Source organism: Rhodococcus sp. 5G237, assembly GCF_053764735.1.
The window spans coordinates 230150-251310 of the sequence record NZ_JBSNCD010000001.1 but is presented as its reverse complement, the minus strand read 5'-3'; the positions used below and the strand labels follow the sequence as shown (position 1 = coordinate 251310).

Sequence of the window (21161 nt, the reverse complement as noted above, 5' to 3'; positions counted from 1 at the left end):
CCCTACCGGCCGGGTGCATGGTCTCCTCGAATGTGAGGACCACCACCCGGCCGGTCGTCTTTTCTCCCACCACGGTTGCCCGGCAACCGTGACCCGCAACAGCAAAGGACCGATTCGCATGCGCGATGCCGTGATCGTCGACGCCGTCCGTTCCCCCATCGGACGTCGCGGTGGTGCACTGTCCGAGATCCACCCCGTCAACCTGTCCGCCCATGTGCTGACCGCACTGGCCGAGCGAACCGGACTCGATCCCGCCACGATCGACGACGTCCAGTGGGGTTGCGTGAGCCAGGTCGGCGACCAGGCCGGAATCGTCTCGCGCAGCGCCGTGTTCGCGGCCGGATGGCCGGTTACCGTTCCCGCCACCACCATCAACCGGGCATGCGGATCGAGCCAGCAGGCGGTGTCCTTCGCCGCCGCGACCGTCATCTCCGGACAGAACGACGTCGTGATCGCCGGTGGTGTCGAGTCCATGAGCCGCGTGCCCATGGGCAGCGCCAGCAAGGACGGCCAGCACTTCCCGCAGAACGTGCTCGACCGCTTCGAGGTCGGCGGCTTCAGCCAGGGCATCGGCGCCGAGATGATCGCCGAGAAGTGGGGCTTCTCCCGCACCCAGCTCGACGAGTACGCGCTGCGCTCGCACGAGCTGTCCGCGGCCGCCACCGACGCGGGCGCGTTCACCGGCCAGATCGCCCCGGTCGGCGACTTCGCCACCGACGAGGGCATCCGCCGCGGCGGCACCGTCGAGTCGCTCGCCAAGCTCAAGACCGTCTTCAAGGAGGACGGCGTGATCCACGCCGGCAACTCCTCGCAGATCTCGGACGGTGCCGGCGCCCTGCTCATCACCACCAGCGAATACGCCGCGGCCCAGGGCTGGACCCCGCTCGCACGCATCCACACCGCCGTCGTCGCTGCCGACGACCCGGTCGTCATGCTCACCGGCCCCATCCCCGCCACCGAGAAGGCCATCAAGCGTTCCGGTCTGTCCATCGACGACATCGGCGCCTTCGAGATCAACGAGGCCTTCGCACCGGTGCCGCTCGCATGGCAGGTCGAGACCGGCGCGAAGCCCGACCGCCTCAACCCGCTCGGCGGCGCGATCGGTGTCGGCCACCCGCTCGGCGGCTCCGGTGCGATCCTCATGACCCGCCTCGTGCACCACATGCGCGACAACGGCATCCGTTACGGCCTGCAGTCGATGTGCGAGGCCGGCGGCATGGCCAACGCGACCATCCTCGAACTGCTCTGATCCTGCTCATCACCCAAGCTGCTACGAATTCGAAGGAAATACCATGGAACTCAAGGGTCTGTCCGTTGCCGTCACCGGCGGAGCGTCCGGTCTCGGCCTCGCCACGGCACGTCGCGTCCTGGCTGCCGGCGGCAACGTCACCCTCATCGACCTCCCCGGCTCGAACGGTGAGGAGATCGCCAAGGAACTCGGCGACGGCGCCGTCTTCGCTCCCGGCGACGTGACCGATTCGGAGCAGTTCGCGGCAGCACTGGACGTCGCGCACGAGCGCGGCGGCCTGCGCGGTGTCGTGCACTGCGCCGGCGCCGGACGCAAGATGCGTGTCCTCGACAAGGAGGGCAAGGCCGGTTCGCTCGAGGACTTCGAGTTCGTGATCCGCCTCAACCTCATCGGCTCGTTCAACGCGCTGCGTCTCGGCGCCGAGCGCATGGCCGAACTCGACCTCATCGAGGACGAGCGTGGCGCCGTGGTCATGACGGCTTCCGTCGCGGCCTTCGAGGGCCAGATCGGACAGATCAATTACTCGGCGTCCAAGGCCGGCATCGTCGGCATGACGATCGTCGCCGCACGCGACCTCGCCAGCAAGGGCATCCGCGTCAACACCATCGCCCCCGGCATCATGGACACCCCGCTGCTCGCCCGCCTGCGCGAGGACGTCCGAAAGTCGCTCGAGGCGACCGTGCCCAACCCGTCGCGTCTCGGCCGCCCCGACGAGTTCGGTCAGTTGGCCACGAACATCCTCGAGAACGGCTACATCAACGGCGAGACCATTCGCCTCGACGGCGCCATCCGTATGGCACCGCGTTGAGCCGGGCGTCGACCATGACCTCGGCTTCCGACCTCGCACAGCGCAGGCTGTCGTACCCGGCGACGACGATGGCGGTGTGGGCACCGAGCCTCGCCGCCGTCTACGGCGACCGTCCCGCGGTGATCGACGGCGACCGGGTGCTCACCTACAACGACCTCGATGCACGTTCGGCGCAGTTCGCCGGCGTGCTCCACGAGGCCGGGGTGCGGGCCCGCGACGTGGTGCTCCTGCACCTCGGTAACTGCGTCGAGTTCCACATCGCCTACTACGGCGCGCTCCGCGTCGGAGCGGCGGTCACGCTGGTCAATCCGCTCCAGCCCGAGCCGGGCCTGCGCCGCCAGATCGAGGAGACCTCCGCGGCGGTTGCGGTCACGCAGTCCGCCCAATCGGACACGCTGCTGCGGGCCGCGGAGGGGACGAGTGTCCGGTTGATCGCCGTCGTCTCCGACGCGGCGGTCACCGCGGCGGGCGCGGTGCACTTCGCCGATGCTCTGGAGGAACGTCCCACGACATTCGAACCGGTCGTGACCGGCCCGGACGACATTGCGCACATCGCGTACACCGGTGGCACGACCGGCATTTCGAAGGGCGTTCGGGTACTGCACCGTAACGTCGTCGGCAACGTCACCCAGATGTGCGCGTGGCGGGCCGGGCATCAACTGGTCGCTGATGTCGACGGACGGATCTTACTCGAGCCGATCGACGATCTGGAGATCGCCGGCGTCGTTCCGGGCCACGGATCGACGATCGTGGTGTCCCCGCTCTTCCACGCGCACGCGCTGATCAACACGTCGTTCCTTCTCGCGTGCGGCCTGACCCAGGTGCTCGCGGGACGGTTCGAGCCGGGGCGCATGCTCGAGCTGATCGAGGAGTACGAGGCCAGCTACATCACCGGCAGCCCGGCCATGTGGCACGCGCTCGCCGAACACCCCGATGTGGAGGTTCGGGATCTGTCGAGCGTGCGGGTCGTGGCGTCCGGTGCCGCGCCGATCGACCACGTGACCCTCGAGAATCTCGAGCGCGCCTTCCCCAACGCACGTATCGCGGAGGGCTACGGTCTGACCGAGGGCACCTGCGTCGTCACGGCGATGCCGCTCGTCGTCGACTCGGAGTACCGCCTCGGCAGCGTCGGCCTTCCGGTCTTCGACACCGAGCTCGAGATCCGGTCGCAGATCGATCCGGGCGTCGTCCTTCCCGAGGGGGAGCGTGGCGAACTGTGGATCCGCGGACCGCAGGTCACCGACGGATATCTCGGACACCCCGAGATCACTGCGGAGCAGTACGTCGACGGCTGGCTCGCCACCGGTGACATCGCCTACCGCGATGCCGACGGATTCGTGTACATCGCCGACCGGGCGAAGGACATGTTGATCTACAAGGGCTACAACGTGTATCCGCGTGAGCTCGAGGAGATCCTGGTGACCCACCCGAAGGTGTCCACCGCGGCGGTCGTCGGCCGGGAGGCGGGCGCGATCGGTCAGGAGCCGGTCGCCTTCGTCGTCCCCATCGCCGGCGAGGAGCCCGACGCGGAGGAACTGAAGGCGTACGTCGCCGAGCGGGTCCTGCCGTACAAGAAGATCCGTGAAGTGGTGGTGGTCGACGCACTGCCGACCTCCGCCGCGGGCAAGATCCTCAAGACCGATCTGCGATCGCGCCTGACGATCTCCTGACCCGCACACGAGAAACCCCCGGCATCGAATGCCGGGGGTTTCTTCGTATGCGGTGGAAGGCGATTGAGAGAATCGCTTCGGGCGCGGTTCCGGATGTACCCGTTCCGGAACCGCGCCGCAAAGATCAGGAGTTCTTCTTCTGTTCCTGCTTGACGAGTCCGCCGCCGATGATCAGGCGCTGGATCTCGCTGGTGCCCTCGTACAGGCGCAGCAGACGCACGTCGCGGTAGATCCGCTCGACGGCGACCTCGCGCATGTAGCCGCTGCCACCGTGGATCTGCACCGCGAGATCGGCGACCTTGCCGACCATCTCGGTGCAGAACAGCTTCGCGACCGACGGTGCGATGCGGCGGTCGGTCTCCTCCACCCACGCCTTCGCGGCGTCGCGGACGAGGGCACGGCCGGCCATCACACCGGTCTGCTGATCGGCGATCATCGCCTGCACCAACTGGAAGTTGCCGATGGGAGTGCCGCCCTGGGTCACCGCGGCCGCATAGGCCACCGATTCGTCGAGCGCCCGCTGGGCCTGGCCGACCGACAGTGCGGCGATGTGCACGCGACCACGGGCGAGCGAGACCATCGCCGCCTTGTAGCCGACGTCCTCGCTGCCGCCGACGAGAGCGGAGTTCGGCACACGCACCCCGTCGAAGTGCACGTCGGCGGTCCAGGCGCCTTCCTGGCCCATCTTCGCGTCCTTGTTGCCCACCGTCAGGCCGGGAGTGTCGGCGGGGACGAGGAAGACCGCGATGCCGGTGCCGTTCTCGTCCGCCGGACGGGTGCGGGCGAACACGACGAACAGGTTCGCCAGCGGCGCATTGGTGATGAAGCGCTTCTCGCCGGTGATCACCCAGTCGTCACCGTCGCGCACGGCCTTGGTGCGCAGACCCGACGGGTTCGAGCCGGCGCCCGGCTCGGTGAGGGCGAAGGAGGCGACGACCTCGCCGGAGGCGATGCCCTCGAGCCACTGCTTCTTCTGCTCGTCGGTGCCGAAGTTGACGAGCACCTGGCCGGCGATGCCGTTGTTGGTGCCGAACATCGAGCGCAGCGACAGGGTCGTGTAACCCAGCTCCATCGCGAGTTCCGCGTCCTGCTGCAGATTCAGGCCGAGGCCGCCCCACTCCTGCGGGATGGCGTATCCGAACAGGCCCATGTCCTTCGCGGCCTGGCGGATGTCCTCGGGAATCGCATTGGTCTCGGCGATCTCCTGCTCGCGCGGCACGACCACGTTGCGCACGAACGCGCGGGTCTGCGCGAGGATCTCGCGGAAGTCGTCTTCGTCGACCTCGGGGGCCGGGATGGAGAGTGTCATGTCTACAACCTTCGTGCGGCCGCCGGGAGGTGTCCAATACGAATGGCGCCATTCCCGTATAGGCATTGTCGATGGATCGAGACCGTTCCGCGGGCCGGATCGCCGTTATATTCGGAGCATCGACTTGTCTGGGGGCCGTCCCGAGCCCCGCCGAAAGGAATCGTAGATGTCTCTGTTGGAGAACCGCACTGCCGTGATCACCGGTGGCGCTCAGGGAATCGGCTTCGCCATCGCGCAGGAGTTCGTCGACGCCGGCGCTCGCGTCGTGATCGGCGACCTCGACCTCGATGCCGCCACCGCCGCCGCCGAGAAGCTCGGTGGCCGCGACGTCGCCCGGGCCGTGCGTGCCAACGTCGTCGAGTCCGCCGACTGGGACACCCTCCTCGCCGAGGCCGTCGACGGGTTCGGCTCGCTCGACGTGGTGGTCAACAACGCCGGTATCACCCGCGACGCGACCATGCGCACGATGACCGAAGAGGACTTCGACCTGGTCATCTCGGTGCACCTCAAGGGCACCTGGCACGGCACCCGCAAGGCCGCCGCGATCATGCGTGAGGCCAAGCGCGGCGCGATCGTCAACATCTCCTCGCTGTCCGGCAAGGTCGGCATGGTCGGCCAGACCAACTACTCCGCCGCCAAGGCGGGCATCGTCGGCCTGACCAAGGCCGCCGCCAAGGAGATGGCGCACCACGGCGTCCGGGTCAACGCGATCCAGCCCGGCTTGATCCGTTCGGCGATGACCGAGGCCATGCCGCAGAAGGCATGGGACCAGAAGATGGCCGAGATCCCCATGGGCCGCCCCGGTGAGGTCGACGAGATCGCCTCCGTCGCACTGTTCCTGGCGTCAGACATGTCCTCCTATATGACCGGCACCGTCCTCGAGGTCACCGGCGGCCGCTTCATGTGACGGTCCGTCCGTCATCTCCCTCTCTTCCCGAAAGGTCATCATGCGCGAAGTAGTCATCTGCGAGCCGGTCCGTACCCCGATCGGCCGCTACGGCGGAATGTTCAAGTCCCTCACCGCAGTCGATCTCGGTGTCGCGGCACTGAAGGGTCTGCTCGAGCGCACCGGTGTTGCGCCCGAACAGGTTCAGGACGTCATCCTCGGCCACTGCAACGGCAACAGCGAGGCCCCGGCCATCGGCCGCGTCGTCGCCCTCGACGCCGGTCTGCCGATCACGGTGCCCGGCATGCACATCGACCGCCGTTGTGGTTCGGGCCTGCAGGCCGTCATCCAGGCCGCTTTCCAGGTCGGTAACGGCGACCACGATCTCGTCGTCGCCGGTGGCACCGAGTCGATGAGCAACGCCGCGTTCTACTCCACCGACATCCGCTGGGGCGGCGCCCGCACCGGCGTGCAGATGCACGACGGTCTGGTCCGCGCTCGCTCGACCGCCGGTGGCCGCTTCTATCCGGTGCCCGGCGGCATGATCGAGACCGCGGAGAACCTGCGTCGCGAGTACTCGATCTCCCGCGCCGAGCAGGACGAGCTCGCCCTGAACTCGCACCTGCGTGCCGTCCACGCCCAGAAGAACGGCATCCTCGCCGAGGAGATCATCCCCGTCACGGTCAGCAGCCGTAAGGGCGACGAGGTCATCGACAGCGACGAGCACCCGCGCCCCGACATCAGCCTGGAGACCCTCGCCAAGCTGAAGCCGATCATGGGCAAGCAGGACCCCGAGGCCACCGTCACCGCCGGCAACGCCAGCGGCCAGAACGACGCCGCGTCCATGGCGATCGTCACCACCCCGGAGAAGGCCGCCGAGCTGGGCCTGACCCCGCTGGTGCGGTTCGTCTCGTGGGGTGTGGCGGGCGTCGAGCCCAAAGTCATGGGCATCGGTCCCGTGCCGGCCACCGAGGTCGCCCTCGCCAAGGCGGGCATCACCCTCGCCGACGTCGACCTCATCGAGCTCAACGAGGCGTTCGCCGCGCAGGCCCTCGCCGTGACCCGCGAGTGGAAGTTCGGCAAGGCCGACTTCGAGCGCACCAACGTCCACGGCTCCGGCATCTCGCTCGGCCACCCGGTCGGCGCGACCGGCGGACGCATGCTCGCCACCCTCGCCCGCGAGCTGCACCGTCGCGAGGCCCGCTACGGCCTCGAGACCATGTGCATCGGCGGCGGCCAGGGTCTGGCAGCGATCTTCGAGCGCGTCGCGTAAGCAGACAGCTCCGGGTTCGGGGAGGTTGTGTCCGGTTCTTCGAAAAACCTGGACACAACCTCCCCGAACTTCTTTCGTCGCAGATGACCGGGCCTGGGGATGACGTCGAATTCGCACCCACGACATCGACCGGTACGCGGTGCTGCCCGAACTGGGGTGGACGGCCATCCGGGTCGGCACCGACCTCCGCTATCGGCGCCCCGAAGTCTTCGTCGAACGGGTGCGTCGCGCTCTGGGAGCGGCCGGTGCGCCCGTCCGAGCCGAAGTTTCGGCGGGCGCCGCTATTCGGTGCGGAGCAGGTAGAAGCGGAAGAAGCCGAAGTCCTCGATGGGGAGCACGTCGACCTCGGTGAAACCGGCGTCGAGGGCGTAGCGGCGCAGGGTCGCGGGACGCATGACGGTGCCCGTCGCGGCGCTCGGTGTGTGGCTCATGCCGTCGGGGAGGCAGATGGTGAGGCTGTAGCCGTACATGAGCCGTTCGACGTCGTCACCGGGCGCGGTGAAGGTGTCGGCGACCGCTTCGTCCATGACGATCATGAACCCGCCGGGTGCGAGCGAACGTCGCACGGCAGCCAGTACCTCGACCGGTTGCGGCATGTCGTGGACGCACTCGAATGCGAAGGCCGCGTGGAAGTTTCCGCCGGGCAGTTCGGACGCGTCGCACTGCGTGAACGTGACGCGCTGCGCCACATCGGCATTCTCCGCGAGGTTCGACCGGGCCATCTCGACCGACGGGGCATCGATGTCGAAGCCCTGCACCTTCGCCTCCGGATAGGTGCGTGCGATCGTGATCGTCGACCATCCTCCGCCGCAGCCGATGTCGGCGATCTGCGCGCCCGGCTGCCCGAGCACCCGGTCGACCTCCGGGACCGACCGCAGGGCATCGGGCAGGGCCTTCTCGAACAGCGGCCTGTTCGCGTCGGCCTGCGACTCGCACACGTCGCGGCCGAACTGGCTCCAACTCACTCCGCCGCCGCTGCGGTAGGCCTCGAGCAGGCCGGGTAGTTGCATCGTCGCGCCGACGATCATCCGGGCGAGCGGCGCCATGTACGCCAGGTTGCGTGGATCGGTGAGCACCTCGCGACCGGCCGACGACAGCGCGAAGCGCGGGGGATCGCCGTCGTCGACGTCGAGCAGACCGGTCACGGCCTGCTGCTCGAGCCACTCACGGGTGTACCGCGGGTGCGTGCCGGTGCGTTCGGCCAGTTCGTCGGCCGTCGCAGGCCCGTGGTCGGCGAGGCTTCGGTACCAGCCGAGCCGGTCGCCGATCAGGATCATGAGGGTGTCCATGGTGCCGAGGACGGAATCGAGGACGCGCTGCGCGTAGGCGTCGACGGAGTCGAGGTGGACGGGGGAGGACGTCGAAGTGGACATACGGATCATCTCCCGAGGACGGAAGTGGACGTCGTACCCACCTATGGTCGCGCCCGGACCTCCGGATGTCACCGTCCCGACGAACTCACTCGACCGGGGCTGTCTCCTCGGACGACCGTACGAAGTCGACGAAGGCGCGTCCCGCTCTCGACAGTGAAACCGGGTCGAACACCAGTCCGTACGACTGCGCGAAGGCCGGCTCGCACGGACGGACCACCGCGATGTCCTGGACCGACTCGGCGAGGGACCGTTCGACGAACGACCCGCCGAGCCCCGCGAGCACCATCGGCAGGCGGGCCTCGCGATGATCGGTGAGCACGGAGATGGGACGGCGCACCTCGGCCTGTCGCATCGCGTAGTCGATCGCGTCGCTCACCGATCCCATTCCCCGGGGAACGAACACCATCGGGATGCCGGGGAGTTCGGCCAAGGACAGCGGCCCGGGTGGCAGGTCGGTGCCGGGGGGATAGGCGAGCCAGTATTCGGTCTGTCCGAGTTCGATGATCTCGAGACCCACCTCGTCCTCGACGGGCAGGTGGGTGACGACGAACTCGCAGTGTCCGTCGTGGATGACCGACGCGGTGAACTCCTCCGCACGCAGATCACCGAGGCGCGCGGTGACCTTGGGATGGAGGCGGCGGAACTCGGAGACCAGGTCGACGATCGGGCCGGTCGCGAGAGCGGGGAAGACCATCAGATCCAGTCGGCCCGTCACCTCGGTCGTCGACACGGTGAGCAGCTCCTCGACCGCGTTCACATCGCGGAGGATCTGCCGGCTCGGGCCGATCAGCGCCTTGCCCGCCGCGGTGAGCACCATGCCGCGCCCGATGCGGTGGAACAGCTGCACGCCCAGCTCGCGCTCGAGGCTGCGCAGGGCCTGGGAGACGGTGGGCTGGGCGACGCCGAGCTCGGCGGCCGCGCCGTTGATGCCGTCGTTCTCCACGACGGCGAGGAAGTACTCGACCTGACGGAACTCCATGTCGTCACGCTTCCCAGGAGGTGCCGGTGGTGGTCGCCACGAATGCGGCGGCAGCGGGGGACAGATCGCCGGGGCGCATCACCAACCCGACGGGACGCCGGAACGGCGGGTCCAGTGGCCGGATGACCGCACCGGGGATCTGCTTCTCGGCGACGCGACGCGGAACGACCGTCCCGGCGGTGCCCCGCTCGACGAACTGCCACAGGGCGGCCTGGTTGGCGCAGTCGACGACGACGTTCTGCTCGCCGAGCAGTTCACCGGTCCGCGCGGCGCTCGCGCGGGAGCCGAGGTCCAGGACCAGCGGGAAGTCGCGGACCTGGGCCCGGGTGACGGGGTCGGGCACGTCGGCGGCGAGGTCGGGATGCAGGGCGAGCACCATCTCCTGCTCGAGGACCGGGACGGTGATCATGCCGGCGTGCTCGACCGACAGGTCGGTGATGCCGATCTCCGCCTCGCCGCGGCGCAGCGCCGCGTGGACCCCGGGAGGCCCTTCGGCGTCGTTCACCCGCACGGTCAGGTTGGGGTAGCGCTGACGGAAGCGCTGGACGAACTCGATGACGGGGTGGATCGAGAACGTCGCGAAGGTGACGATCTCGACGCGACCGGCCTCGAGGTCGCGCACCGCCGCGACCTTCTGTTTCGCCCGCTCGACGTCGGCCAGGATGCGGCGCGCGGCGACCTCGAGGACACGACCGTCCTCGGTGAGGGTGAGCCGTCGGCCGGTGCGGTCGAACAGGGTCGTGCCGAGCCGTCGTTCGAGGGTGCGGATGGCCTGCGATAACGATGGCTGCGAAATATAGAGTGCCTGAGCAGCTTTCGTGATTCCGCCGTGGTCGACGACGGCCACGAAATAGGTCACGAGGTGCAGGTCCACCCGATTATCGTAGGTGACGCCCCGAATCGTCCCGCACGTAACCGTCAGGAAGGGGTGTCGACCGGGCGTGGTACCTGCCATCCGCCGGTGAACGACGGCTCGCGTTTCTCGACGAAGGCGCGCATCGCGTCGGGCGCGTCGGTGGCGTGATTGACCGCCTGCGAACGCGCCTCGTTCTCGAGTGCCTCGCGGAGCGTGAGCGACGAACCCTGCTCGAGCATCCGCGCCGACATGCTCACCGCGACCGGTGGGGCGGCGGCCAGTCGCGCGGCCAGTTCGGCGGCGCGACCGGCGAGGGCGTCGGGCTCGACGAGCTCGGTCACCAGCCCGAGGCCGTACGCTTCCTCGGCGCTCACGATGTCGGCGAGCATGACCAGACGCTTCGCCTGGTGCAATCCGACGAGGCGCGGCAGGATCCACGATCCGCCGAAGTCGACCGACAGTCCGCGCCGCGCGAAGATCTGGCTGAACTTCGCCGTCCGGGAGGCGACGACCACGTCGCACAGCAGCGCCATGTTCCATCCGGCGCCCACCGCATACCCCTCGACCTGCGCGACCAGCGGTTTGGAGAACTCGGCGACGGCGAGCGCCGTCGCGTTGATCTCCCGCATGCGGTCGAGGGGATGGGTGGAGTCGCGCCGTTCCATGTCGGCGCCGGTGCAGAAGTCGCCACCGGCGCCGGTGAGGATCACGGCGCGGACGGAGTCGTCGTGCTGGAGCGCACCGAACGTCTCACGCAACGATCGCCATGCATCGAGCGTCATCGCGTTCTTGCGCTCCGGTCGACTCAGCGTGATCGTGGCGACCGAGCCGTCCTGCGCGACCAGCACGTCCGACATTCCTACTCGCCCTTCCAGACCGGTGCGCGCTTCTCGGCGAACGCCCGAGCGCCTTCCTTGGCGTCGGCCGACGCGAAGACCGGGTCGATGAACTTGCGCTGCGCGACGAAGGCATCGGGGTCGGTGTAGTTGGCGGCCATCGCGACGACCTGCTTGGTGGCCTTGACGGCGAGAGGGCCGTTCGCCGCGACGCGGGCGGCGAGTTCCTTTGCCACGGTGAGTGCCTCACCGGGCTCGGTGATGCGGTTGACCAGACCGTGCTGGTGGGCGACCTCGGCGGTGAGCGGGTCACCGGTGATGGCCAGCTCCATCGCGAGCGGGTAGGGCAGGATCTTCGGCAGGCGCAGCAGGCCACCGGCCGCCGCGGCAAGTCCGCGCTTGACCTCGGGGATACCGAACTTCGCTTCACGCGACGCGACGATCAGGTCGGCGGACAGGGCGAGTTCGCATCCACCGGCCAGAGCCCAGCCCTCGACGGCGGCGATGAGCGGCTTGCTCGGCGGTGCCTCGGTGAGGCCACCGAATCCGCGGCCGGGGATCGACGGCTTCTCACCGCGCGCGAACGCCTTCAGGTCCATTCCGGCGCAGAATGTTCCGCCGGCGCCGGTGAGGATGCCGATGGTCAGGTCGGGACGTGCCTCGAACTCGTCGATGGCCGCGGCCAGCGCTTCCGAGACCTCGAGGTTCACGGCGTTCTTGGCCTCGGGGCGGTTGAGGGTGAACACCGCGACGCCGTCGGCGAATTCGGTGAGGACAACGCTCATGTCAGTTTTCCTTCGTATCGGTCGGAGCGGAGAGAGTCCAGCGGGCGGGAGTTCCGCCGTCGGAACGGATGTCGCCTCGATCGGCGAGAACGATGAGATGGGCCTGGGTCTCGCGGACGGCGAGTCGCTGCAGCCGGGGATCCATCGCGTCGATGGGGCGCGACCAGGTGACGCGGGTCGTGATCTCCCAGGCCGTCGATTCGGGCCGGACGGCGACGGCTTCGCGGATCTCGTCGAGACGGACCTCGTGGTGGTCCATGAGTTGGCGTGCACGCTCGGTGATCCCGCGGAAGCGGTACTCGTGAGCCGGTAGTACCTCGCAGTCCGGCAGGGCCGTCGTCGCGTGCAGCGACAACAGGTAGCGGTGCAGTGGGTCGCCCAGTTCGCCGGGGCCCGAAGAGATGTTGGGGCTGATGCGCGGGAGCATGTGGTCGCCGCTGAACAGCAGGTCGCGGTCGCGGTCGACGAACGCAAGATGCCCGGGTGTGTGGCCGGGTGTCCACACCGCTTCGATGTTCCATCCGGGGAGATCGAGTCGATCGCCGTGGGCGAGAACTACATCGGCGCTCTCGCCTTCGGGGAAGCGCACGAGTTCGAAGCGGGCGGCTTCGACCACCTCGGGCGGTGCGCCGAGCCCGGTGAGGTCCACGCGCCATGCTTCCTTGTCGGCGGCGACATCCTCCGGGGTGAAGTGCCCGAGGGCGGTGGCGTCGGCGGCGTGCATCGCGATGACGGCGCCGGTCGTCTCCTTCAGGCGGGGTGCCAGGCCGAAATGGTCGGGATGCAGGTGGGTGATCGCCGCGTAGCGCACGTCGGTGATGTGGTGGCCGGTCGCGGCGACACCGGCGACGAGGGTGTCCCACGACTCGTCGGTGTCCATACCGAGGTCGATCAGAGCGAGACCGTCGTCGAGTGCGAGCGCATACGAAAGTACGTACCGCAGCGGGTTCTTCGGCATCGGGACCGGGATCGACCACAGTCCCGGACGCACTTCCTCGACGGGCGGCAGTACTCCGGCGGCCCATGCTTCACGCTGGACGGCGCCGAGGTCCTCGGTGACGATCATGGCGTCGTTCCCTCCTGCACGGGAGCGAACTCGTTGCGCAGTGTGCGCTTGAGGATCTTTCCGCTCGCGTTGCGTGGCAGTTCGTCGACGAAGTGGATGTGCCGGGGCTTCTTGTAGGACGCGAGTCGCTCCACCGTGAACTGGAGGAGTTCGTCCTCGGTCGGGCGGGATGCGCCCGGCGCGACCCGCACGACGGCGGTGACGGCCTCACCCCAACGGTCGTCGGGCACACCGACGACGGCGACCTCCGCGACGGCGGGGTGTTCGGACAGGACGGATTCGACCTCGATCGGGTAGACGTTCTCGCCACCCGAGATGATCATGTCCTTCACGCGGTCGGTGACGAACAGGTAGCCGTCGGAGTCGATGTGTCCGGCGTCGCCGGTGCGCAGGAAACCGTCGGCCGTGAACAGGGCCGCGTTCTCGGCGTCGCGACGCCAGTAGCCCGACGTGTTGTTGCGCGATCGGCAGACGATCTCGCCGGTCTGACCGTCGGGAAGCGGTTCACCTGTGGCGATGTCGCGGATCTCGACCTCGACGCCGGGGAGCGGGCTGCCGGCCGAACGCAGCAGGTACGAGCGGGATCCGTGCGGGTCGTGGTCGTCGGCACGCAGGGCCGTGAGGGCACCCATCGTCTCGGTCATGCCGTAACGCTGCACGAAGCGACAGCCGAGGGTGTCCATGGCGCGGGCGAGCTGGGTGGGCGTGATGGGGGAGGCGCCGTAGGCCACCAGGCGCAGCGTCGACAGGTCGTAATCCGACAGGTCGGGCATCTCCACGAGCATGTTGATCACCGACGGCACGAGAAATGCGTGGGTGATGCCGTGCTCGGAGATGGCTGCCGCCACGAGGTTCGGGCGCATCTCGCCGAGCAGCACCAGGTGCAGACCCGCCGACAGGGTCGTGCTCATCCAGCCGGCGCCGGCGATGTGGAACAGGGGCAGCGCGTCGAGGGACACCGAGTCCTCGGTGAACTCGTACAGCGCGAAGTTCTGCGGTTCGTTGAACAGGTTGTGATGCGTCGCCACAACACCTTTGGGACGGCCGGTGGTGCCCGAGGTGTAGAGCTGCAGCACCTCGGTCCGTGGGTCGTCGCCGAAGCCGGGGTCGATGTCGTCACCGGAGGCGACGAAGTCGTCCCACGAGCGTGCGCCGGGAACGGTAGAGGCGTCGCCGACCACGACGATCTGTGCGTCGGGCAGGACCGCGGTGGCAGCACGGGCGGATGCGGCGAACTCGTCCTCGACGATCAGGACGTCGAGCTGCGCGTCGTCGGCGATGTCGGCGATCTCGTCCGGATTCAGGCGCCAGTTGAGCGGGGTGAAGACGAGCCCGGCCTTGGCGCAGCCGACGAACGAGGCCGCGCCGGGCAGGCCCATGCGCAGCAGCGCACCGATGCGCATGGACGTCGCCGGAACGGTCGCGAGTGCCGAGGCGACCCGGTTGGTGAGCGCGTCGAACTCGGAGTAGGTGAGGGTCGTTCCGCCGGAGCTGACCGCCGCACGATCCGGATGCTCGACTGCCAGCTGCCGGATTCGGTTGGGAAGGTGCAACTCGCTCACATCACGCTCCTGATCGACACGGCCGACGCGCGGACATGCCGTCCACGCCGGTCCAGTCGATCACGACCGTGACTGCTGCCACAAAGACCTGCAGCCGTACGAAACGTTAGGACAAACCTATGGGCGCACACCGAGGCCGACGTCGTGTGCGAAATCCCCGACGAATCTCGCACACGACGTCGGTCTCGATGCGGTCGATCAGTCGATCTGCAGTTCGCCCATCCGGGCCCACTCGGTGCCCGGAATCTCCGTGTTGAGGATGCGTGGAGTCTCGCTCAGCGCCGGCCGCATCGCGTCGAGTCCCTTGCGGAAGTGATCGGACTTCACGTGCTCGGCCCCGGCGTCCCCGTCGCGGAACGCCTCGACGAGAACGAATTCGGACGGATCGTCCACGCTGCGGGACCAGTCGAACCACAGGTTCCCCGGTTCGCTGCGAGTCGCCTCGGTGAACTCCGCGGTGGTCTCGAGCCAGCTGTCCTGGTACTCGGGCTTCACCTTGAAACGGACCACGATGAAGATCATCTCGCCTCCGGTCAGTAGATGTTCGAGGGACGGATCATGCCTTCGGCGAGGTCGCCGAAGCCCGGCGCGGGGATCGCCCCGGGATTACCCATGACCTCCTCGACCACGGCGGTCTCGGTGGTGATGAGCAGGGCCGCGATCGACGCCGCGCTCTCGAAGGCCGCCCGGGTGACCTTGAACGGGTCGATCACGCCCTCGTCGAACATATCGCCGTACTCACCGGTGAGGGCGTTGAATCCGTGACCGAGCGGCAGCCCCTCGACGACCTCGGCGACCTGGTCGCCGTCGAAGCCCGCATTGATCGCGATGCGGCGCATCGGTTCGGCGAGCGCCCGCCGCACCACGTCGCGCCCCACTGCTTCGTCGCCCGGAAGATCGAGGTCGGCCAGCGCCCGGTGGGCCTGCCCGAGTGCCGTGCCGCCACCGGCGACGACACCCTCCTCGAGAGCCGCGCGGGTCGCGGCGAGTGCGTCCTCGACCCGCAGCATCCGCTCCTTGAGTTCGACGCTGGTCGCGCCACCGACCTTGATGACCGCGACACTGCCGGTCAGCCGTGCCAGCCGCAGTTGCAGCGCGTCCTGATCGGCGTCGATGCGGGCGCGCCGCAGCTGGGTCTCGAGCTGCGCGATGCGGGCCTGCACGAGATTCGGATCGCCGTGACCCCCGACGATCGTCGTGTCGTTCTCGGTGACCGTGATGCGATCGCACGAGCCCAGGTGCTCACGCGTGACCTCGGACAGTTCGATACCGGTGTCCTTGGCGACGACGTGACCGCCGAGCGCCACCGCGAGATCCTCGAGTTCGGCGACCCGCCGGTGCCCGAAGCCCGGGGCGCGCACGACGACGGACTGCATCGTCTTGTGCATGTTGCCGCCGACGAGCAGGTGCAGCGCCGGTCCGTCGACGTCCTCCGCCAGCACCACCAGCGGCCGGTCGGCGCGCTTGGCCGCCTCGATGCTCGGCATGATGTCCTGCACCTGGCTGATCTTCTTGTTGGTGAGCAGCACCAGCGGGTTCTCGTGGACCGACTCCATGCGCTCGGGGTCGGTGACCATGTAGCCGGAGATGTAGCCGTGGTCGAACTCGATGCCGTCGACGACGTCCACCGACATGCCGAGCGTGTCGGACTCTTCTGTGGTGACGATGCCGGAGCGTCCCACATGCGCGACGGCGTCGGCGATGACCTCACCGATCGCGTCGTCGTCGCTGGCGGCGAGGGTCGCGATGCGGGCGAGATCCTGCCGGTCGCGGATCTGCACGGCATGGGCGCGCACGGCGTCGACGACGACGGGCACGGTGCGTTCGATGCCGCGACGCACCCGCATCGGGTTGGCACCGGCCTCGACCGCCCGGAGCCCTTCGCGGACCATGGCCTGCGCGAGCACGGTGGCGGTGGTGGTGCCGTCGCCGACCGTCCCGTTGGTCTTCATCGCGACTTCCTTGACCAGCTGCGCCCCCATGTTCGCGAAGGGGTCGCGCAGCTGGATCTCCCGGGCGATGGTGACGCCGTCGTTGGTGATGGTCGGCGGGCCGGTGAGCTTCTCCAGGACGGCGTTGCGTCCCTTGGGGCCGAGCGTCACCTTCACCGCGTCGGCGAGCGCGTTGACGCCGTATTCGAGCAGGGTGCGGGCTTCCTGTTCGAACCGCAGATCCTTGGCCATGGCGGTTTCCTTTCGTCGATGCGGTTCGGGATCAGGGAACGAGGATCGCGCGACCGCGGACGCGACCGGCATCGAGATCGTCGATGGCCTGCTGGAACTGGTCGAGCGGGTACTTCGTGGTGTGGAGCGTGACCTTGCCCTGGGCGGCGAGGACCATCAGGTCCTGCAGGTCGTTGTAGGAGCCGACGAGATTGCCGATGAAGTTGATCTCCGTCGAGACGATGTCGATGGTGGGGACGTCGATGTTCTCGCCGTAGCCGACGACGTAGTAGTTGCCGGCGCGTCGCAGCATCGCCACGCCTTCCTTGGTGGCGCCGCCTTCGCCGACGAAGTCCACGACGGCCTCGGCTCCGTTGCCGCCGGTGAGATCGAGGACCTGCTGTATATGGGTGCCGTCGGCGACGATCGCGTGGTCGGCGCCGATCTCGGCGGCGAGTTCCACGGCGTCGGGATTGCGGTCGACGACGACGAGTGTGGCCGCCGAGATCGCCTTCAGCACCTGGATGCCGATGTGGCCGAGACCGCCCGCGCCGATCATCACGCAGGTGTCGCCCGGGTGAAGAAGCTTGGCTGCCTTGGCGACTGCGTGGTAGGCCGTCAGGCCCGCATCGGCGAGAGCAGCGACGTCCGCGGGTTCGAGTGAATCGTCGATACGGACGACGCTGCGGGAGGTCGTCTTCAGGTATTCGGCGTAGCCACCGTGGGTGTCGATACCGGGGAAGGCGTTGTTCTCGCAGTGCACGTCGTCGCCGGAGCGGCACGCGCGGCACTGACCGCACGTGATGAGCGGGTGCAGGATCACCTTGTCGCCCACCGCGACGTTCGTGACCGCAGTCCCCACGGCGTGCACCCATCCGGCGTTCTCGTGGCCGATCGTGTACGGCAGTTCGACGCCGCTCTTCTCCGCCCACTGTCCTTCGAGGATGTGGATGTCGGTGCGGCACACCCCGGCACCGCCGATGCGGACGATCACGTCGAGGGGACCTTCGATCTTCGGTTCCGGCACCTCGGTGAGCTGCAGTTTCGTGTGGTAACCCACGACCTGGACGGCCTTCATGACACCCTCCTGACTGGAACGGACGAGGTGGATCTGGCGTCGACGATCCGCGGGCCGGCGGTCCCGTCGTCGTCGGCGTAGCGGGTGGCGAGCAGTCCCCGGCAGAAGTGGGAGTTGCCCTCCATGGAGATGCGCACGGACTTCGCGAACCGCAGTCGCATCGGAATCTTCTCGGCCGGAATCGTTCTGCCGTCGTCGTCGACGAAGACCCGTCCTGCAGGACACAGCGTCAGGCCGAGCGCCAGGCGTCGCCGGATCAGGGCCGACCGGTACCGGCCGGGCGGGATGTCGCTCAGGGTGAGCGACGGCAGGTCGTCGAGAGTGAGCTCGGTGGTGCGGAGCAGCGCCTCGACGCAGCGTTCGAGCGCCGCGAGATGGGCCTTGCGCAGGAAGGTGTGCCGCAGATCCTCGAGACTGTCGACGGCCTCGACCCCGAAGGTGCCGCGGTAGCCGACGTTCGCCGCCAATCCGGTGTTGATCTTGTGGCTGTCGTGGTGGTCGTCGAGCAGCACCCGCACCTGCCCGATCCCTTCGACGGCCTCGAGCACGTCCTGCGCGTCCGAGGCCATCAGGTACGCGAAGTTGGGTGAGCAGAAGGCCGTGGGAAGACGCAGGTGGACGGTGACGCCCTCGTCGTCGAGGACCACCGACCGGACGAACCCGAGATCGGTGATGGGCTCGTCCAGTTCGGGGTCGGTGACGTCCGACAACGCCCGCAGGACGTCGTCGGCCGTCACCGGTCCGACCGTCATGACGACACCGCTTCCTGCGCTCCCGCGGCGACCTCGACCCCTTCCTGTCCGGCCGGTTCGGGAAGCCGCAACTCCGCGGGCACATCGATGTCGTACAGCGCCGCCGCGTTGAGACCGAGGATCTTCTTCTTCTGGTCGGTGGTCAGCGGAGCGTATTCGGTCATGTCCTCGGGGATCTGGAAGTCCACGAACTTCTCGATCAGCCACCGCGGTGTCCACAGCGCGTAGTCGCTCGAGAACAGGATCTTGTCCTCGCCGATCCAGTACATCAATTCACCGATGATCTGTGCGAAATAGCGCGGGCGGGTGTGGATGAACGGGATCGCCACGGCCAGACCGCCGTACACGTTGGATTCCTGCGTCGCGATCCAGCAGAAGTCCTCGAGGCGGGGCAGGCCGACGTGCTCGACGACGAACCGCAGGTCGGTGTAGTCGGTGGCAACCTTGTCGATGTCGGCGACATCGAAGGCGTCACGGTCGAGCGGCCTGATGGTCGGTCCCTTGTGCACGTGGATGTTCTTGATGCCCAGCTCGATACATTCCTCGAGATAGCGGCGCGACCACTTGTCGTCGAGCTTGTATCCGCGGGAGTCGCCGAACCATTCGGCCGTGTAGAGCTTGACGCCCTGCAGGTTCATGCTTTCCGCGTCGCGCCGCAACTGTTCGAGGCCGGCCTCCTCGTGACGCGGATCGTAGGCGTGGTTGTAGGTGAGCTTGCCGGGATGCTTGCGGGTGAGGGCGAGGCACTCCTCGGTCTGCCCGAAGCCGGTCTTGTAGAACTCGCTCAGCAGCGTCGCCTGGAAGATCGCGTGGTCGACGTAGCCGTCGACGAACAGGTCCTTCATGAACCTCTCGCTGCCGTAGTAGGCGTAGGTGTCGAAGTCCCACACCTCCTCCTGCGGGCTGAGGTTCCTGTGGTAGTCGTAGAAGCAGTCGATGAACTGCTGACCGTGGATGTTCTTCAAGTTCGAAGCCCGTGCGTCCCAGATGTGCACGTGAGCGTCGACGATGAAGTAGTTCTCGTCGTCCTTGGTGTACATGCCGTCCTCGATTCCTAGGGCGCGGTGAGGTCGAAGCCGATGTACTCGGCGGCGTCCTCGGGGCTGGCGAACAACATGGTCCTGTCGTCGAGATGCACCATGCGTCCGTAGTGGGTCGAGCTGATCTCCTCGAAGATCGATCCGTCGAACTCGCTGCCGAGGGCCTCGGTGAGCTCGTCGTAATCGAACTCGAGCAACCGGGTGCCGTCGACGCGGATCATCGACGGATACTCCGTCAGTTCCACTCCCTCCTTCGCGCCCATCACGTCGGCGACGACCCGGCCGATCGGAGTGTTCATGAGCGTCACTCCGCACTTGTTGGAGAATTCGGTGGAGGATCCGAAATTCATGCTCACTGGTCCAACTCCTTCGGTGCTTCCAGGCCGATCTCCTCGAGCAGGGACCGGAACTTGGACTGGGCGGTTTCGAGGCTCGAGGCGAAGGTGATCGCCTTGTCGGACGGCTGCGACCAGATCGGCTGCAACGCCCGTGCCGCGTCGATGCACCGCGGCACCCACGTGCTCATCCACGACGAGAACAGTTCCTTGTTGGATTCACCGAATTCCTCGTCGCGCGTGAGCATTCGGTACAGAGCCCGGGTGTACGAGAGGTCGCGGTCGTAGTCGTGTTCGCCGGTGCCGACGATCGTCGGGGTGATGTAGTCGCCGTTGCGGGCGGCGATCTGCATGATCAGCTCGGTCCGGAAGAGCGATCCCACCAGCTGCTCGAAGACGATGTTGGTGGCGAAGAGCAGTTCGCACCAGTCGCCCACCGCCGTCAGGCGTTCGACCACTTCGCGGGTGGGCTGCCATTCGGGGGCGGACTGCCAGACCTCCTTGTGGGCCGATCCGTCGAACGGCACACCGGATTCGGAGAGGTCGAGATTGAACAGCGCCAGGTCCTGCGCGAACCGCAGCTTGTGTGCCGCGTTGACCGCCACCGCGGTGTTGATCATGTTGGTCGGTCCCGACCGCTGGATCGACGTGAACACGTGCAGACCGAGACCGTTCTCGGCGTGCATCCACGCACCGAGGTTCCGGGCGATGAACGTGAGCCAGGGGGTGTTCCACACCTCGTACGCGCGTGCCCGCTTCGCGTTCTTCAGGCACAGGTCCACCTGCCGGACGACCGCCGCGTTGTTGCGGTAGATCGACTGGTCCCACTCCTCGTTCGGATCCCGGAACTGGTGCCAGTCCGATGATTTCGCGACCGTCCATTCCTTCGGGTAGCCTCCGGGGCCGTTGCCGAATCCGTAGATCCAGCCCTGGCTCAGGTGCCGCTCGGGGTCGGGTTGCACGTCGACGGTGACGTCCTCGTAGGTCGTCGCCCGCAGCTTCGCCGGCTTGTAGTAGTTGTAGGTGCGGCTCTTCGAACTCGGGAACTCCAGTGCGCCGGCCTCGGCATCGGTGAACTCGATGCGCGGGAAACTGCGCCGCTGGGGCTCTGCAGTGGCGGTCATCTGTGGATTCTCCTGTCG

At 67.7% G+C, this 21161-nt stretch carries 20 protein-coding genes; 5 read left to right on the top strand and 15 right to left on the bottom strand.

What is annotated here, in order from left to right:
• Positions 1 to 118: 118 nt before the first annotated feature.
• From ACWPOC_RS01150 to ACWPOC_RS01140, 3 genes are read left to right on the top strand one after another with little or no spacing between them, the layout of a single operon-like run.
• Positions 119 to 1249 (top strand): thiolase family protein, encoded by a 1131-nt coding sequence (locus ACWPOC_RS01150; protein WP_159417198.1) that lies wholly within the window; start codon positions 119 to 121, stop codon positions 1247 to 1249.
• Between the two features lie 43 nt (positions 1250 to 1292).
• The gene (locus ACWPOC_RS01145; protein ID WP_016695806.1) at positions 1293 to 2057 is read left to right on the top strand and encodes an SDR family NAD(P)-dependent oxidoreductase; all 765 of its coding nucleotides are present in this window, start codon (positions 1293 to 1295) and stop codon (positions 2055 to 2057) included.
• A gap of 14 nt (positions 2058 to 2071) precedes the next feature.
• Positions 2072 to 3727, top strand: a complete 1656-nt coding sequence (locus ACWPOC_RS01140; protein WP_120280846.1) for an AMP-binding protein — start codon at positions 2072 to 2074, stop codon at positions 3725 to 3727.
• A gap of 124 nt (positions 3728 to 3851) precedes the next feature.
• Here ACWPOC_RS01140 and ACWPOC_RS01135 read toward each other — a convergent pair whose 3' ends face one another.
• Positions 3852 to 5036: an acyl-CoA dehydrogenase family protein gene (locus tag ACWPOC_RS01135; RefSeq protein ID WP_059384416.1), complete on the bottom strand. Its 1185-nt coding sequence runs from the start codon at positions 5034 to 5036 to the stop codon at positions 3852 to 3854.
• A 166-nt stretch (positions 5037 to 5202) separates the two neighbouring features.
• On the opposite strand from ACWPOC_RS01135, the gene fabG reads away from it, so the two are divergent.
• Together fabG and ACWPOC_RS01125 are read left to right on the top strand one after the other, a co-directional pair.
• Positions 5203 to 5943, top strand: coding sequence for a 3-oxoacyl-ACP reductase FabG (fabG, locus tag ACWPOC_RS01130; RefSeq protein WP_016695803.1), 741 nt, complete (start codon positions 5203 to 5205; stop codon positions 5941 to 5943).
• Positions 5944 to 5983: 40 nt separating this feature from the next.
• Entirely contained in the window at positions 5984 to 7195 is a 1212-nt protein-coding gene (locus ACWPOC_RS01125) for an acetyl-CoA C-acetyltransferase (RefSeq protein ID WP_455407866.1), read from the top strand.
• 281 nt (positions 7196 to 7476) lie between these two features.
• Here ACWPOC_RS01125 and ACWPOC_RS01120 read toward each other — a convergent pair whose 3' ends face one another.
• From ACWPOC_RS01120 to ACWPOC_RS01055, 14 genes are all read right to left on the bottom strand, one after another.
• Positions 7477 to 8577, bottom strand: coding sequence for a methyltransferase domain-containing protein (locus ACWPOC_RS01120; protein ID WP_455407865.1), 1101 nt, complete (start codon positions 8575 to 8577; stop codon positions 7477 to 7479).
• Positions 8578 to 8653: 76 nt separating this feature from the next.
• The gene (locus tag ACWPOC_RS01115; RefSeq protein ID WP_455407864.1) at positions 8654 to 9547 is read right to left on the bottom strand and encodes a LysR family transcriptional regulator; all 894 of its coding nucleotides are present in this window, start codon (positions 9545 to 9547) and stop codon (positions 8654 to 8656) included.
• A 4-nt stretch (positions 9548 to 9551) separates the two neighbouring features.
• The gene (locus ACWPOC_RS01110; RefSeq protein ID WP_120280841.1) at positions 9552 to 10421 is read right to left on the bottom strand and encodes a LysR family transcriptional regulator; all 870 of its coding nucleotides are present in this window, start codon (positions 10419 to 10421) and stop codon (positions 9552 to 9554) included.
• 44 nt (positions 10422 to 10465) lie between these two features.
• Positions 10466 to 11260 (bottom strand): enoyl-CoA hydratase/isomerase family protein, encoded by a 795-nt coding sequence (locus tag ACWPOC_RS01105; RefSeq protein WP_120280840.1) that lies wholly within the window; start codon positions 11258 to 11260, stop codon positions 10466 to 10468.
• Between the two features lie 2 nt (positions 11261 to 11262).
• Positions 11263 to 12024 carry a crotonase/enoyl-CoA hydratase family protein gene (locus tag ACWPOC_RS01100; RefSeq protein WP_455407863.1) on the bottom strand — a complete coding sequence of 254 codons (762 nt, stop codon included), beginning with the start codon at positions 12022 to 12024 and terminating at the stop codon, positions 11263 to 11265.
• Between the two features lies 1 nt (position 12025).
• Complete coding sequence (locus ACWPOC_RS01095) at positions 12026 to 13090, bottom strand: MBL fold metallo-hydrolase (RefSeq protein ID WP_455407862.1); 1065 nt, start codon at positions 13088 to 13090, stop codon at positions 12026 to 12028.
• Entirely contained in the window at positions 13087 to 14652 is a 1566-nt protein-coding gene (locus ACWPOC_RS01090) for a long-chain-fatty-acid--CoA ligase (protein ID WP_159417205.1), read from the bottom strand. The genes ACWPOC_RS01095 and ACWPOC_RS01090 overlap by 4 nt, the downstream gene beginning before the upstream one ends.
• Positions 14653 to 14850: 198 nt before the next feature.
• Positions 14851 to 15174, bottom strand: coding sequence for a putative quinol monooxygenase (locus ACWPOC_RS01085; protein ID WP_229566442.1), 324 nt, complete (start codon positions 15172 to 15174; stop codon positions 14851 to 14853).
• An 11-nt stretch (positions 15175 to 15185) separates the two neighbouring features.
• Entirely contained in the window at positions 15186 to 16835 is a 1650-nt protein-coding gene (gene groL / locus ACWPOC_RS01080; protein WP_159417207.1) for a chaperonin GroEL, read from the bottom strand.
• Between the two features lie 31 nt (positions 16836 to 16866).
• Entirely contained in the window at positions 16867 to 17892 is a 1026-nt protein-coding gene (locus ACWPOC_RS01075; protein WP_455407861.1) for an NAD(P)-dependent alcohol dehydrogenase, read from the bottom strand.
• Positions 17889 to 18644 (bottom strand): iron-sulfur cluster assembly protein, encoded by a 756-nt coding sequence (locus tag ACWPOC_RS01070; protein ID WP_455407860.1) that lies wholly within the window; start codon positions 18642 to 18644, stop codon positions 17889 to 17891. The genes ACWPOC_RS01075 and ACWPOC_RS01070 overlap by 4 nt, the downstream gene beginning before the upstream one ends.
• Positions 18641 to 19684 carry an amidohydrolase family protein gene (locus ACWPOC_RS01065; RefSeq protein WP_120280835.1) on the bottom strand — a complete coding sequence of 348 codons (1044 nt, stop codon included), beginning with the start codon at positions 19682 to 19684 and terminating at the stop codon, positions 18641 to 18643. The genes ACWPOC_RS01070 and ACWPOC_RS01065 overlap by 4 nt, the downstream gene beginning before the upstream one ends.
• Positions 19685 to 19698: 14 nt before the next feature.
• Positions 19699 to 20040 (bottom strand): propane 2-monooxygenase effector subunit MimD, encoded by a 342-nt coding sequence (mimD, locus tag ACWPOC_RS01060; protein ID WP_174246967.1) that lies wholly within the window; start codon positions 20038 to 20040, stop codon positions 19699 to 19701.
• Positions 20037 to 21143 (bottom strand): aromatic/alkene monooxygenase hydroxylase subunit beta, encoded by a 1107-nt coding sequence (locus ACWPOC_RS01055; protein WP_145690506.1) that lies wholly within the window; start codon positions 21141 to 21143, stop codon positions 20037 to 20039. Before ACWPOC_RS01055 ends, mimD begins: the two co-directional genes overlap by 4 nt.
• Positions 21144 to 21161 lie beyond the last annotated feature (18 nt).

Coding starts and splice junctions, on each gene's coding strand:
- ACWPOC_RS01150 (WP_159417198.1), top strand. CDS start 119: ATGCGCGATGCCGTGATCGTCGACGCCGTCCGTTCCCCCATCGGACGT.
- ACWPOC_RS01145 (WP_016695806.1), top strand. CDS start 1,293: ATGGAACTCAAGGGTCTGTCCGTTGCCGTCACCGGCGGAGCGTCCGGT.
- ACWPOC_RS01140 (WP_120280846.1), top strand. CDS start 2,072: ATGACCTCGGCTTCCGACCTCGCACAGCGCAGGCTGTCGTACCCGGCG.
- ACWPOC_RS01135 (WP_059384416.1), bottom strand. CDS start 5,036: ATGACACTCTCCATCCCGGCCCCCGAGGTCGACGAAGACGACTTCCGC.
- fabG (WP_016695803.1), top strand. CDS start 5,203: ATGTCTCTGTTGGAGAACCGCACTGCCGTGATCACCGGTGGCGCTCAG.
- ACWPOC_RS01125 (WP_455407866.1), top strand. CDS start 5,984: ATGCGCGAAGTAGTCATCTGCGAGCCGGTCCGTACCCCGATCGGCCGC.
- ACWPOC_RS01120 (WP_455407865.1), bottom strand. CDS start 8,577: ATGATCCGTATGTCCACTTCGACGTCCTCCCCCGTCCACCTCGACTCC.
- ACWPOC_RS01115 (WP_455407864.1), bottom strand. CDS start 9,547: ATGGAGTTCCGTCAGGTCGAGTACTTCCTCGCCGTCGTGGAGAACGAC.
- ACWPOC_RS01105 (WP_120280840.1), bottom strand. CDS start 11,260: ATGTCGGACGTGCTGGTCGCGCAGGACGGCTCGGTCGCCACGATCACG.
- ACWPOC_RS01100 (WP_455407863.1), bottom strand. CDS start 12,024: ATGAGCGTTGTCCTCACCGAATTCGCCGACGGCGTCGCGGTGTTCACC.
- ACWPOC_RS01095 (WP_455407862.1), bottom strand. CDS start 13,090: ATGATCGTCACCGAGGACCTCGGCGCCGTCCAGCGTGAAGCATGGGCC.
- ACWPOC_RS01085 (WP_229566442.1), bottom strand. CDS start 15,174: ATGATCTTCATCGTGGTCCGTTTCAAGGTGAAGCCCGAGTACCAGGAC.
- groL (WP_159417207.1), bottom strand. CDS start 16,835: ATGGCCAAGGATCTGCGGTTCGAACAGGAAGCCCGCACCCTGCTCGAA.
- ACWPOC_RS01075 (WP_455407861.1), bottom strand. CDS start 17,892: ATGAAGGCCGTCCAGGTCGTGGGTTACCACACGAAACTGCAGCTCACC.
- ACWPOC_RS01070 (WP_455407860.1), bottom strand. CDS start 18,644: ATGACGGTCGGACCGGTGACGGCCGACGACGTCCTGCGGGCGTTGTCG.
- ACWPOC_RS01065 (WP_120280835.1), bottom strand. CDS start 19,684: ATGTACACCAAGGACGACGAGAACTACTTCATCGTCGACGCTCACGTG.
- ACWPOC_RS01055 (WP_145690506.1), bottom strand. CDS start 21,143: ATGACCGCCACTGCAGAGCCCCAGCGGCGCAGTTTCCCGCGCATCGAG.